The following is a 14,190-nucleotide window of genomic DNA, read 5'->3' on the forward strand; positions in this document are numbered from 1 at the left end:
TCTCTGGATTAACATCGTAGGTTCTTGTCGTGGTTACATAGCCATCCTCTCCGTCAGTTGTAATAGGATTTTCACTACGGTCTTTTGTTTCATCTTTTTCAAAACGGATGACACTTGTAGGCAGAACTTCACGCTCAACCTTGCTTTTAGCTGGAACTTTGATAACTGTATCCGTGGCTTCTTTTTTCTCTACGGTAACCTTTTCGGTAACATGACCATTCTCTGGATTAACATCGTAGGTCCTTGTCGTGGTTACAGTTCCGTCCTCTCCGTCAATTGTAATAGGATTTTCACTACGGTCTTTTGTTTCATCTTTTTCAAAACGGATAACACTTGTAGGCAGAACTTCACGCTCAACCTTGCTTTGGGCTGGAACTTTGATAACTGTGTCTGTCGGTTCTTTTCTATCAACAGTAACCTTTTCGCTAACCTTACCAGTCTCTGGATTAACATCGTAGGTCGTCGTTGTGGTTACATAGCCATCCTCTCCGTCAACCATCTCAATAGAAGTTCCTCGGTCTCTACTCTCATCTTTTTCATAACGGATGATACCTGTAGGAAGGACTTTATGCTCAACCTTGCTTTTAGCTGGAACTTTGATAACTGTATCCGTGGCTTCTTTTTTCTCTACGGTAACCTTTTCGGTAACATGACCATTCTCTGGATTAACATCGTAGGTCCTTGTCGTGGTTATAGTTCCGTCCTCTCCGTCAATTGTAATAGGATTTTCACTACGGTCTTTTGTTTCATCTTTTTCATAGCGGATAACACTTGTAGGAAGAACTTCACGCTCAACCTTACTTTTGGCTGGAACTTTGATAACTGTGTCTGTCGGTTCTTTTCTGTCTACAGTAACCTTTTCTGTGACCTTACCAGTCTCTGAATCAACATCGTAGGTCCTTGTCGTGGTTACAGTTCCGTCCTCTCCGTCAATTGTAATAGGATTTTCACTACGGTCTTTTGTTTCATCTTTTTCAAAACGAATTCGCGTACTTGAAATTTTCTTGGTTACTACCTTAGGTTTAGTCGCTACTTTTACAATAATATCCCCATTATCAGCTTCATCATACTCTATTCCCTCTTCTTTATCTCTAGTATCATCTCTGACATATTGAATCCCATCAGCAGCATGAACAAAACTTGTATTCAGGATTCCTCCTAAAAATAAAGTTAGCCCGACCATCACAGAACCAAAAATCCTTCCGAGTTTACGTAATGCATAGCGCTTATTGGTATTAAATTTTTCCATTACATCCTCCTTCTAAAAGTTACTACTTAGTATAGCATATTTTCTGGCAAATGTTAAACAATATGTTTCATACATCAAATAAACTTAAAATGATATATTAATTATTGAACTAACACTTTAACTATATCGTAATCAATCTCATATATAAAGGATTGCAGACATCTTATCTAAATACATGCTAATATATTTAGATACAAACATTCCAACTTGATAACTTTCACTCATCTTTCATCATTCCTTATACAACTATGCAGTATAAATAGAATAGTTTTCTCATCAGAATGAGACTATTTTAATATTAGATAATTTGATAGAAAAAACATAAATAAAATTGGTTGAATTTAATTCCCTAACTCGATAGAGGATTCTATTTTAAATTTAACAACAGCTAGGATTACACTATAAAAAGCACATTACCACCTGTTCGGCTGGAGAATCTAGTCGATTAGCTCCCTCTTAGTTACAAGCTTAAAGCGATTTTTTAACTAATACTAAACCAGATTAAAGAAGGAACTAGAACATCTGTCTTGTACTAATCAATATGCTATTTTAAAGTTGCAAATAAACTTAGAATGCCATTTATTATATTTACAATAAATAGTTGACTTCGATAGAAACAGAAAATAGAATTCAACATTCTTCCCTACTTATCTGATAATAAATAAGATCCGCAAGATAGCCTTTTCTCTCTACACCATTAACTATCGTTTGTAGATAGGACATTCCAGCCTTCTCCATGACACGACCTGAAGCTGGGTTGAGACTGGCATATCGAGCTTTGACTTTTTGAAATCCTACTTGAGTAAAACAAAAGTCCAAGACAGCTTTTAAGGCCTCTGTCATAAGACCACGACCCCAATAGTTTTTTCCTAAAATATAGCCAATTTCACAAGAAGAATTGTTCTCATCTATTGCAACGATGCTGATATCTCCTATCACTTGCTCTGGGTTTTCTTTGAGACAAATAGCCCATTTGTAATAGTTGGGATTAGTATAGGAAGCAACCCAGTTACGAATCGAATTTCGAGTCACCTCGACATCAGGATGGGGATCCCAGGTAACATAGGTCAGATTCTCAGCGGATGAAGCCCAATTTTGAAACATGGCTTCTGCATCACTCTCCACAAATCTTCTTAAAATCAAACGTTCTGTCTGTAATATTTGCGTACCGATAGATTTCATGATGCTACCTCACTTCCTTATTTCTATGCTCGTAGTAAAAAGGCTCAACTCAGTAACAGCTAGAAAACGAGTTTGTCTTCTAATTTCTTGACGCAGTCGCTGCCTGGTTTGAAATGCGCTCTAGCAAGCTTTTTCAAACCTAGTCATCGTTTCAGGGGTAAGACGATGAAATCGAACTCTTCGAGTTACTGAATCTGCCTCATTTTCTTATTTCTAAACTCGGGGTTCAAGATCCCCCAGACCTTCTCTCACTTTCTTATTTCAAGATGAGAGGCTGAAAACCTCCAGTGGAGGTTTTTCTTGCTTTTTAATTTCAGGGCAAGAAGCTAAAAAAGTCCCCCGGACCTTTTTACTCCCAAAAGTCATCAAATACGGTGATGGGTAAGTGGCGTTTGTGTTGGCCTTTGTGCCACCAGTTTTCGATTCTTGCTTGGGCTTCTGGGCTGATTGTTTTGCCTTCTAGGTAGTCGTCAATCTCTTCATAAGTGACTCCGAGGGCTACTTCGTCAGCTAGACCTGGTTTATCTTCTTCTAGGTCTGCTGTTGGGATTTTTTCATAAAGGGCTGGGTCTGCACCAAGTTCCTTCAAGAGTTGTTTTCCTTGACGTTTATTGAGGCGATAAAGAGGGAGAATATCTGCACCACCGTCACCAAACTTGGTAAAGAAACCTGTGATATTTTCCGCGGCGTGGTCTGTCCCAATGACCGCTCCACTATGGGCACCCGCAAGGGCATATTGGGCAATCATACGACTACGAGCCTTGATATTGCCCTTGTTAAAATCTGAAACAGGACTACCTGTCGCTTCAACAGCAGCTGTCATAGCGTCAGCTGATTCCTTAATATTGACGACTAAACTGACATCTGGCTGGATGAAGTCTAGGGCTTTTTGAGCGTCTGCTTCATCGGCTTGTACTCCATAAGGCAGGCGGACAGCGATAAATTTGTAGCTGTCGTCTCCCGTTTCTGCTCGCAATTCTTCCATGGCCAGTTGAGCCAATCGTCCTGCTAAGGTTGAGTCTTGTCCTCCAGAAATCCCTAGCACAAAGGTTTTAAGAAAGGGATGTTTTTTCAGGTATCTTTTTAAGAAATCAATAGAACGACGGATTTCTTCCTGGGCATCAATCACTGGTTTGACACCCAGCTCTTGGATAATCGTTTCTTGCAAACTCATTCTTCTTCTCCTTCACCAAGGGCTTCCTTGCGCATCTTATCAATCAAGTCCATCTTATCTTGCCATACATCACGCGCCAAATCCACTGGATAGTGCTGCGGATTGAGCACGCGCTTGTATTCATCCCAAAGCTTGTCAAATTCCTTACGAGCATAGTCCTGAATCTCAGTTAAGCTAGGCAGGTTGTAAATCAATTTCCCGTCTTTGAAGATATCCACTAAGAGAGGAACAGCGTCAAAATTACGAACCGTCTTCTTGATGTAAGTATAGGTCGGATGGAACATCTTGATTTCTGTCATGCTGGCAACATCTACGCCGTCATAAGTGATATAATCGCCTTCTGACTTGCCTTTTTCACGACTGGTAATGCGCCACACCTGCTTCTTACCTGGCGTAGACACTTTTTCAGCATTATTTGACAGCTTAATCGTATTACGCATATTACCATTTTCATCTTCGATGACCACAATCTTATAAACTGCTCCCAGAGCTGGCTGGTCATAGGCTGTAATCAGCTTTGTACCCACACCCCAGACATCAATCTTGGCCTTTTGCATCTTGAGGTTTAGGATGGTATTTTCATCTAGGTCATTTGAAGCATAAATCTTAGCCTCTGTAAATCCAGCCTCGTCCAGTTGCTGACGGACTTTCTTAGAAATGTAGGCAATATCCCCAGAGTCAATCCGCACACCCATAAAGTTAATCTGGTCACCCAGCTCACGCGCCACCTGAATTGCAGCGGGTACCCCAATACGAAGGGTGTCATAGGTATCCACAAGAAAAACGCAATTTTTGTGGGTCGCAGCGTAAGCCTTGAAAGCCTCATAGTCGTTACCATAAACCTGTACCAAAGAATGGGCATGGGTCCCCAAGACAGGAATGTCAAAGAGTTTACCAGCGCGCACGTTGCTGGTTCCATTGGCTCCACCAATCACCGCTGCGCGTGTTCCCCAGATAGCCGCATCCATCTCTTGCGCCCGACGTGTCCCAAACTCCATCAAAGGCTCATCTTCAATGACTGAACGAATACGAGCTGCCTTAGTCGCCACCAAGGTCTGGTAGTTGACGATGTTCAAAAGAGCTGTTTCGACCAACTGACATTGAGCTAGAGGGCCTTCAACTTGCACAATCGGTTCATTAGCAAAAACCAAATCCCCTTCTTGGGCAGAACGAACGGTCAACTCCAACTTGAAATTGCGGAGATAGTCCAAGAACACCCCATGATAACCAAGCGACTCCAAATAGGCAATATCACTATCTGAAAAACGCAAGTCTTCAAGATAATTCACAATTCTTTCCAAACCAGCAAAAACCGCATAGCCGTTCTTAAAAGGCTGTTGGCGGAAATAAACCTCAAAGACCGCCTTTTTATTGTGAATTCCTTGGTCAAAGTAAACCTGCATCATGTTAATCTGGTACAAGTCCGTGTGCAATGTCAAACTATCATCTGGATACATACTTTTCCTACTTCCTTAGCTAGAAATACATGAAAATTTTCAAAAACTTTCATGCATTCCAATAAATTAGTACTATTATATCACATTTTAGCTGGATTGAGAAAAGAGTAACAAGCTATTCTCCACTCTCCAGTTCATCCATATCTTGTTCAAACTTTTTCTGAGCCCATTCGCCATAGCTCTTCAGACCAAGATTGCCGATAAAAACCCAGGGAAGGTAAATAACATAAGTAATTGCCCAAGCAGATAGGTATTTAACGTTCAAAGGATTGTGCTGATAAATTTCTATGTTGAATTGATAATTCTGTAACATCAAAAGAGCCGTAATAGCCAAGGTTAGGAAAAAACAACCCAAAATCGTAAAATGAAAACGACTATAGTAGGTCACTCCCAGATAACGGGCACGATTGAAAAAGAAGAAAATTCCTACTATCAGAGTATAGACTAGAAAATTCGGATTAAAAAGAGATGGAGCCAACACAGCCACCAAATAACTTAGAAGTACAAGCCCAATAAAGAGTGAAAAGGATTCTGCCCCAGCTTTATTGATTAGTTGTTCTTCTCTTTCGTCAAGTAATTGATAATGAATAAATTTATTTACCATCTTCTTCCTCCCAAAATAATTGGTCTAGGGTTTTCCCTAAACATCTGCAAATGGACTGGCAGAGCGAGAGACTGGGATTGTATTTTCCCGCCTCTATCAAACCAATAGTCTGGCGCGTCACCCCGACAGCATCTGCTAGTTGACCTTGAGTTAAATCAAGCTCTACACGAGCTAATTTTAATTTTAAATTTTTAGCCACCTGCGTCCTCCTTATAGTTTTAATACTCATCTACTCTTAAAAAATCCAAAACCAACAAAAGCTGTCAGCTATTTATTATAACCTCATTAATTAGCACTCCAATATTATCGTCAGCCTAAAATCAGTATGTTGGATTGTTTAAAATAAACTTCCTAGTTTGATATTTGATGTTTTGTTTAGTATTAGCTTTAGTAGGGTCTTTTAAACGAGTTTTGATTGCTTGTATTTTTTATTTAGTTGATTTCATATCACTATTATATAATGCTTTTGGAAATGAGCCTAGTATAAGTCAAAAACGTGTTGAATAGTGAAAGCAGGAGCATACCAAGATGACTGATTTTTTACTGTATTTTAGGTATGCAAAATAATACTAAATGAAACTAAAATGAATACTTCTTGCTTTTCTTGAGAGTGAAAAAGTACAATAAAATGATTGTAGTGATTACCACAAGATACTGACTAATAGACATCGTATTTGAAGCCACAAATACAGGTAAAGAATAAAAAGGAAGAAGTTCAATTGCTTTGATAAACAAATCATTACTAGTATTCATCATCATCGTATTTAATATATTAGGGATAAAGAGTAGTAAAGCTACTAAAATACCAAGCCACTTTTCAATTTGTATAAATAGAAAATGTAAGATAATAGAAAATAAAACAGGACTAACAAAATTGTATTGACTACAATAGCTACTATAAAATCTAATCCTAAATCACCTGGAACACCTAATTTACTTACGATGACTAGTAACACAATGCCATTCAAAGCATAAATAATGGAAACTGAGATCGCATATAGAAAATTAGACAAGACGTAAATCATCCGATTTTTCTGTTGATTATAAAACAAACTTACCGTATTGTGGGAAAAATCCCTGCTAATAATTCGGTTAGCATGTATAACAGCCATTAACATACCGAGCATAGCATAAAAGTTTGAAATATGCTTGATACCAAGCGATGTCTCTTGAGTCTTTAGAATAAAGAATGTAACCAATATCGGCGGTATAAACGAGATAATCAAACCGAGATATATTACGCCTGATGAATATAAATCCCTCATATTTTCCTTAAGAAAATTCAATTTATTTAATTTCATGATGGTAACCTTCCTTTATTTTGAACGATTTAGATAAATATCTTTAAGCGTCTCTTTTTTAGTTTCAAAATCAACTACTTTAATAGAGTTTTCGTTAAAAAATTTAAAAAGCTCACTACTTTGAATATTACCAGACATAGTAATTCTCAGTCCCTCTTCCTGAACAATATCCCCAAATTCTTGTTTGGTAATGAAAATGTCTCTATCTGTAGCTGATGAAAAAGCTATCTCAAACAAGAAATTATGACTATCTTTTCCTACTTTTTGAAATGTCAAAAGCCCGTTCTCCAAGAAAAGAACCCTCTCACAAATTTCTTCAATATCTTCTAATTTATGACTCGATATTAAAATTCCCACATTTTCATGTAAAGCTAAATTTTTTAGAACCGCTAAAACTATTTGTGATGATTCAATATCTAAACCATTAGTCGGTTCATCTAAAATCAATATATCAGGTTCCGTAACGAGGGTTAGAAGCAAAGCTAATTTTTGTTTTGTACTCAAAGAATAGGTCTTTACTTTTTTATTAATAGACTGAGTCAAATCTAACTCTTAGATCAAACTTCTAAATCTTTCTTGATTGTAGTCAACACCATATAAATTTGACAAATATTTTAAATTCTCTAAACCTGTTTTAGATAAAAATAATTTTGGTTCTTCGATTAAATACCCAATATTATCACTGCTTATAATATTACCTGAAGTCGGTTGATTATTCTGAGCAAGAATTTTCATCAACGTACTCTTACCAACTCCATTTCTCCCTACTAGACCAACAATTTCACCCTTGTTAAGTGCAAAATTTATATCTTTGAGAATGATTGAATGACCATAATGCTTACTTACATTTATAACTTCCATTTTTCAATTCCTCCATTAATATTCTCGGTTTTCTCTTTGATTCCCATTAATTTTAAAAAGTTGCGCCTCTTTTTAACAACATTATATCATATATCTAACTTAATGCAATATATAAATGTCATTTTGTAAGATTTTACTAGCAAAAAAACTCTCTACCATAAAAAATAGAGAGTGTTAAGTTTAAATATAGGATTTCAAAATATCGATGACATCACTTCTTTGTTTAATTTAATATGCTTTGATACCTAAGCTTCGACTTTATCACTTAAAAAATAAAAAAGGACAGCTAATTTCTTGCGCATCAAGGGATTTCGCCATTCTTTAATCTCGTTTAAGTGTTGTATATGGAGCTTTGCATAATTTTTTAAAACTAAACAACTACATTAAGCACGAACTGTGACGCTGGTTCCATCTTCCTTATAAAGATTGATAAGCCCCTCTTTAAGAGCTCGAACCATGTCTCCTGATTGAACGGGTTGTGGGACTTTAATAGTCAAGAGTTCCATTGGATTTGGAGCACGGTCGATTTTATTGCCTTTGGCATCGTGAAGATCCTCAATATAGGTTTCAAAATGACGGAAACCTGGGCCATAAAACTCAACTTGGTCGCCTTCGTTAATAACGTTCCGTTGACGAATAGTTGCTGTTTGTGTCACATCATCATAAGAAACCACTTCAGCGACAAATTTATACTCAGGAATTTTACGACGAGCACCAAATAACTGCTCATTTTCAGATGGTGTACCATAATAAAAACCTGTTGCTAATTCACGTTGGGCAACCTTCCACATCTCATCGACCAAGTCTTGTTTGATAGCTTCAAACTTTTCAGGACTTTCAAGATATGCATCCACAGCCGCCTTGTAGCAGTTGGTTACTGTTGATACGTAGTGAATAGACTTCATACGTCCTTCGATTTTTAGACTGTCCACACCATTTTCAATCATATCTGGGATATGGTCAATCATGGACATATCAACGGCTGACATTGAAAATTCTTCTGGAATCTCACCCTTCAAACTATTACGTTCTTTCCCAAATGGCATATCGTAAAGGTCGTATTTCCAACGGCAGGACTGAGAACATCCACCACGGTTGGCATCACGCATACTCATGTGGTTTGAAAGAGTACAACGACCAGAGTATGAAATACACATAGCTCCATGGACAAATGCTTCAATCTCAACATCTGTACGTTTGCGAATTTCAGCTAATTCTTCCATCGAAACCTCACGCGCCAAAACGACACGAGTCAAGCCCAGTTCTTTCCAAAATTCAAGTGTTTCATAGTTAGTGGCACTTGCTTGGGTAGAGAGGTGAATTTCAAGACCTGGTGCTTCTGTCGCTGCAATCATAATCAAGGCTGGGTCAGACACGATAACTGCTGCAATCCCGATATCACGCAGTTTACGGAACCACTCACCAGCACCAGCTTCATTTCCTTCGTGCATAACCATATTAGCCGCTACATAGACCTTGGCACCATACTTGGCCGCAAACTGGACACCTTCTTCCATTTGTTCAAAGGTAAAGTTACCTGCACGGCTACGAAGACCATAGGCCTGACCACCGATAAAGACAGCATCTGCCCCATACTGAACAGCTACCTTTAGCTTCTCCAAAGTCCCTGCAGGTGATAAAACCTCAGGACGTTTTAATGTTTTTGTCATGTTTTCTCCTATTTGCAATATAAAAGTTTGACGTATTTCCTTCTCATTTTTATAGTAAATAAGGGATAAAATCAAGCCTAGACAGATTGTTTTGACAATTCTAATCTTTTAATACTCTTCGAAAATCTCTTCAAACCACGTCAGCTTCCATCTGCAACCTCAAAACACTGTTTTGAGCAACCTGCGGCTATCTTCCTAATTTGCTCTTTGATTTTCATTGAGTATAAATACAAACTATTATCCACTCGAACAATTAAGAGATTTAAAATTAAAAGTGTTGATTGATATTTTTGAAACCGAATTTGATTATAAATTCGAAATCAAAAAAATGGAAGAATCTTTAGCGATTGTTCATAATTTGTCCCCATTTGATGAGTTTGAAAAATTATCAATAAATAATACGGACGAATATATGAAAAAAAACATTTTTTTATCAAAAATATGATATAATGGTTTTATATTACGAATAAGGAAGTAGGGAAGAAAATATGCAGGGTGGCACACGCAAGGGAGCGGGAAGAAAACCAGTTTCTGATAAAAAACAGATGAAAAATATTTATCTAACTCAGAGTGAGATTGATGTAATTGATTCACTTGAGCTTGATAACTGTAAGAATTTTAGTCAAAAATGCTCCGAGCTAATTAAAATAGGAATAGACACACAAATGAACACTAAAAAGAAAACTACTTCAAATGATTCAATAAAGTTTATCGACTTATTCGCAGGTATTGGTGGAATCCGTAAAGGATTTGAGGATAAGAACACAGAATGTGTTTTTAGTTCCGAATGGGATAGGTATGCTTCTAAAACTTATGAAGAGAATTATGGCGAAAAACCATATGGGGATATTACTCAAATCAATGAGAAAGATATTCCAGACCATGACATTCTTTTAGCAGGTTTTCCATGTCAGCCATTTAGCCATATTGGTAAGCGTGAAGGTTTTACTCATGAAACCCAAGGAACTTTGTTCTTTGATGTACTTCGTATCTTAAAAGAGAAAAAACCAAAAGCTTTCTTACTTGAGAATGTAAAAGGGCTTGTAACTCACGACAAAGGGAATACTTTAAAAGTCATTATGAGAGCGTTAAAAGAAGAATTAGGCTACTCAATTTTCTATGAAATTCTTGATGCTCAACGTTTTGGTTTACCACAAAGAAGGGAACGTATTATCATTGTAGGTTTCCATCCAGATATAAAAGTAGATAACTTTGAATTTCCTAAAGGAAGCGATAAAAAAGTCCCAGTAGGTTCTATTTTAGAAGATAATCCAACTGGGTACAAAATTTCAAAACATCTGCAAGATACATATCTTTTTAAAAAAGATGATGGCAGACCTCAAATTATTGATAAAACTAGCGAAATTCAGGTAAATACACTTGTTGCAAGCTATCACAAAATTCAGCGTTTGACAGGAACGTTTGTAAAAGGTGGAGAAACTGGGTTGAGACTTTATAGTGAACTAGAATGTAAGCGACTAATGGGATTTCCAGATGATTTCAAAGTACCAGTTTCAAGAACTCAAATGTATAGACAATTTGGTAACTCAGTAGCTGTACCAGTAATTAAAGCTGTCGCTGATAAAATGAAAGTATACCTTTAATCAAAAAATAGCATATCATATTTGAACTGCTACTTTTTATTATTCGTAAAACCTTTGATTTGTACTTTTTGACCTCGTTTTTTACTAGGGTATGTCCATTTAAACGGAGTTCCAAACTGTCCTTTAGATGAATATTTCTTAATATATTCATCAACATACAAATCCCTTAAAATAACCTCAAATTTTTTAGTATACAGCATTATATCAGCAACTTGAATAGAATTGTTAACTAATGGACTATTGACCCCAAACATAAAGAAGTTAACTAATTCTTTATTGTATTTATGAATTTCATCAACTAATGTGTTATAGGCAACTTCATTATTTTCTTTCAAACCTTTAGCACTACCATATGCTTGAAATTCTTTGAGTGAATTAGCCAATGACGAAGAAGAATCGAGATTAAGGGCAAGAATAATATCATCTACAGCTCCCTCATGGACTGTTACGGTATCCGCAGAAGTATTTTTTACACTAATATTTTTAGTTATTTCTTTTTGTTCAGTAGTAATCGTAAAAGATACATCTGTTTTTGGATAACCACGATTACTTAATTTAGGTATTGAATTAGTTGCCACAATATCTAAAACAGTATCTTGTTCACTAACACCAGAAACTTTTAAGATTTGACTAAACCAATTATAAGTGGAAGATTTAATTGTTTGGCTATGTTTTGCGTGATTATTCCATAGAAGGATATTGTTTTTGTCAGTCAGTAAGTCAACTATACTATCCTCAGCATTGTTTCCCAAAATATTAGCACTAATCCCTTGAGATAGATTTTCGGAAGCATGATTTAGTACAAAGTCTTTTAATTCAGAAAAAGTTAGTACATCATCTAAGAAAGATACATAAGTTTCGCTATGTATCTTATTTGAATAGTCGTTTTTATTTTTTATTTCTTTTTCGGTAATAGAATCTGGTACAACAACAAAGATTCTTGTGACATTCTTATCAACTAACTTGATGTTTTGAGCAAAAAATTCATTCCCATAGATTCTATCAGTTCGAATCGAGCTAGTCGGTTTAACTAACCAAGTTTCATTATCAAAGTCATTGAAAGTAATTGCATAATCCATTTTAAATTGTTTTTCACAATTTTCATATCCAACTGAATAACCTTTTTTTACAGATACATTCAATTTGGGAATCTTTTGGATTTTTTGAAGCAATTCAGACAAAGTTAAATTTGAAGCAGAACCAGATAAAGATTTTTGCTGATTATCAACGTTAAAACTCATAATATTTTTACTCCATATTAGAAAAAAGAAGCTCATTTTAGAGCTTCTTTGGAAACGCTTTGGAGACAATCCAAATATATTTATCTCATTTTAATACTTCATACAGTTGTTAAAATGATGTTAAATCAAGGATTCTTAGCCTAAGTTACTCTTATATTTTATTCCCACTCAACGGTTGCAGGTGGTTTACTTGTAATATCGTAGACGATACGGTTAACATGATCAATTTCATTTACGATACGTACTGAGATTTTTTGAAGGACATCCCAAGGAATTTTGGCAAAGTCAGCAGTCATACCATCAATAGAGGTGATAGCACGGATTGCAATTGTGTAGTCGTACGTACGACCGTCACCCATAACCCCAACTGAACGAACGCCTGTGTTAACTGTGAAGTATTGCCAGATATCGCGGTCAAGACCAGCTTTAGCAATTTCTTCACGAAGAATAGCGTCCGACTCACGAACAGTTTCAAGTTTCTCTTCAGTGATTTCACCCATGACACGGATCGCAAGTCCTGGTCCTGGGAATGGTTGGCGCCATACGATATGGTCTGGCATACCAAGCTCTGTACCAAGGGCACGAACTTCGTCCTTGTAAAGAGTATTCAATGGTTCGATCAATTCAAACTGCATGTCTTCTGGAAGACCACCCACATTGTGGTGTGACTTGATAGTTTGAGCTGTATCCGTACCAGACTCGATAACGTCTGTATAAAGAGTTCCTTGAGCAAGGAATTTCACATCTTTGAGCTTGCTTGCTTCGTCATCAAAGACATAGACAAACTCGTTACCGATGATTTTACGCTTTTGTTCAGGGTCAGAAACTCCTGCAAGTTTATCAAGGAAACGTTTAGCTGCGTCTGCTTTGACGATATTCAAACCAAACTTACCACCAAGCATGTCCATAACTTGGTCCGCTTCTCCTTTACGAAGAAGACCGTGATCCACGAAGATACAGATCAATTGATCGCCAATCGCTTTTTGGAGAAGAACTCCAACAACTGAAGAGTCAACCCCACCTGAAAGGCCAAGAAGGACACGTTTATCACCAACAGTCTCACGGATTTTTTGGATCTGCATGTCGATGAAGTTATCCATTGTCCAATCGCCTTTAGCCTTACAGATGTTAAGGGCAAAGTTACGAAGGATATCATTTCCGTATACAGAATGACGAACTTCTGGGTGGAATTGGATACCGTAAATGTGTTTATCTGGATTTTCGATGGCTGCGTAAGGGCAGTCAGCTGATGTTCCAGTACGAACAAAGTCAGCAGGAATCTCAGTAACCGCATCACCATGGCTCATCAATACAGTTTGTTCATCAGGTGTTGATTCAAAAAGAGATGATGGTGTGTGTGTTAGGGTTGATTGACCGTATTCACGATTTCCAGCATCACCTGCAGGAACAACTTTTCCTCCAAGTTTATGGGTCAATAACTGCATACCATAACAGATTCCCAAAATTGGAATTCCGAGTTCGAAGATTTCTGGGTCAATATCAAATGAACCATCTTCATATACAGAGTTTGGACCACCTGATAGAATAATTCCTACAGGATTGACTTCACGAACTTCAGCAGCTGAAATTTTATGGCTCTTTAGTTCTGAAAAAACACCAATCTCACGGATACGGCGTGAAATCAGCTGGTTGTATTGGCTACCATAGTCCAATACGATGATTTTTTCTACATCTTGCAAATCAGTTGAAATGTTGCTCATCTTTTTCCTTTCTCAAAAGAAATATCTTTTCCAATATTCTATCACAAATAAGGGCGAATTACCAACTAATACTCAATGAAAATCAAAGAGCAAACTAGGAAGCTAGCCGTAGGTTGCTCAAAGCAC

The 14,190-nt window shown here is 37.0% G+C and carries 9 protein-coding genes and 3 pseudogenes; 1 reads left to right on the forward strand and 11 read right to left on the reverse strand.

Translation table 11 applies throughout. The features are described from left to right. From HT736_RS09905 to HT736_RS09950, 9 genes and pseudogenes are all read right to left on the reverse strand, one after another. Positions 1-1,249, reverse strand: a pseudogene (locus HT736_RS09905) (hypothetical protein); the annotation flags it as partial. 630 nt (positions 1,250-1,879) lie between these two features. Continuing rightward, the gene (locus HT736_RS09910) at positions 1,880-2,431 is read right to left on the reverse strand and encodes a GNAT family N-acetyltransferase (RefSeq protein ID WP_100104265.1); all 552 of its coding nucleotides are present in this window, start codon (positions 2,429-2,431) and stop codon (positions 1,880-1,882) included. A 349-nt stretch (positions 2,432-2,780) separates the two neighbouring features. Beyond that, entirely contained in the window at positions 2,781-3,605 is an 825-nt protein-coding gene (gene nadE / locus HT736_RS09915) for an ammonia-dependent NAD(+) synthetase (RefSeq protein ID WP_023936400.1), read from the reverse strand. Further along, positions 3,602-5,062, reverse strand: coding sequence for a nicotinate phosphoribosyltransferase (locus tag HT736_RS09920; protein WP_172931001.1), 1,461 nt, complete (start codon positions 5,060-5,062; stop codon positions 3,602-3,604). Before HT736_RS09920 ends, nadE begins: the two co-directional genes overlap by 4 nt. Positions 5,063-5,177: 115 nt before the next feature. Next, complete coding sequence (locus HT736_RS09925) at positions 5,178-5,666, reverse strand: DUF6773 family protein (RefSeq protein WP_000247408.1); 489 nt, start codon at positions 5,664-5,666, stop codon at positions 5,178-5,180. Next, positions 5,656-5,865 (reverse strand): helix-turn-helix transcriptional regulator, encoded by a 210-nt coding sequence (locus HT736_RS09930; protein WP_020902217.1) that lies wholly within the window; start codon positions 5,863-5,865, stop codon positions 5,656-5,658. Before HT736_RS09930 ends, HT736_RS09925 begins: the two co-directional genes overlap by 11 nt. A 380-nt stretch (positions 5,866-6,245) precedes the next feature. Then, positions 6,246-6,967 (reverse strand): annotated as a pseudogene (locus HT736_RS11845) (hypothetical protein). A gap of 15 nt (positions 6,968-6,982) precedes the next feature. Then, positions 6,983-7,875, reverse strand: a pseudogene (locus HT736_RS09945) (ABC transporter ATP-binding protein). A gap of 336 nt (positions 7,876-8,211) precedes the next feature. After that, positions 8,212-9,498, reverse strand: a complete 1,287-nt coding sequence (locus tag HT736_RS09950) for a U32 family peptidase (protein ID WP_138706313.1) — start codon at positions 9,496-9,498, stop codon at positions 8,212-8,214. Between the two features lie 488 nt (positions 9,499-9,986). Here HT736_RS09950 and HT736_RS09955 point away from each other — a divergent pair, with 488 nt between their 5' ends. Next, the gene (locus HT736_RS09955; RefSeq protein WP_050208599.1) at positions 9,987-11,102 is read left to right on the forward strand and encodes a DNA cytosine methyltransferase; all 1,116 of its coding nucleotides are present in this window, start codon (positions 9,987-9,989) and stop codon (positions 11,100-11,102) included. 29 nt (positions 11,103-11,131) lie between these two features. On the opposite strand, the gene HT736_RS09960 is transcribed toward HT736_RS09955, so the two are convergent. Together HT736_RS09960 and guaA are read right to left on the reverse strand one after the other, a co-directional pair. Then, positions 11,132-12,343, reverse strand: coding sequence for an MspI family type II restriction endonuclease (locus HT736_RS09960; RefSeq protein WP_023941642.1), 1,212 nt, complete (start codon positions 12,341-12,343; stop codon positions 11,132-11,134). 158 nt (positions 12,344-12,501) lie between these two features. Beyond that, entirely contained in the window at positions 12,502-14,064 is a 1,563-nt protein-coding gene (gene guaA, locus HT736_RS09965) for a glutamine-hydrolyzing GMP synthase (RefSeq protein WP_172931003.1), read from the reverse strand. Positions 14,065-14,190 lie beyond the last annotated feature (126 nt).

This window comes from Streptococcus sp. 339 (assembly GCF_013277285.1).
Lineage (GTDB): Bacteria > Bacillota > Bacilli > Lactobacillales > Streptococcaceae > Streptococcus > Streptococcus pseudopneumoniae.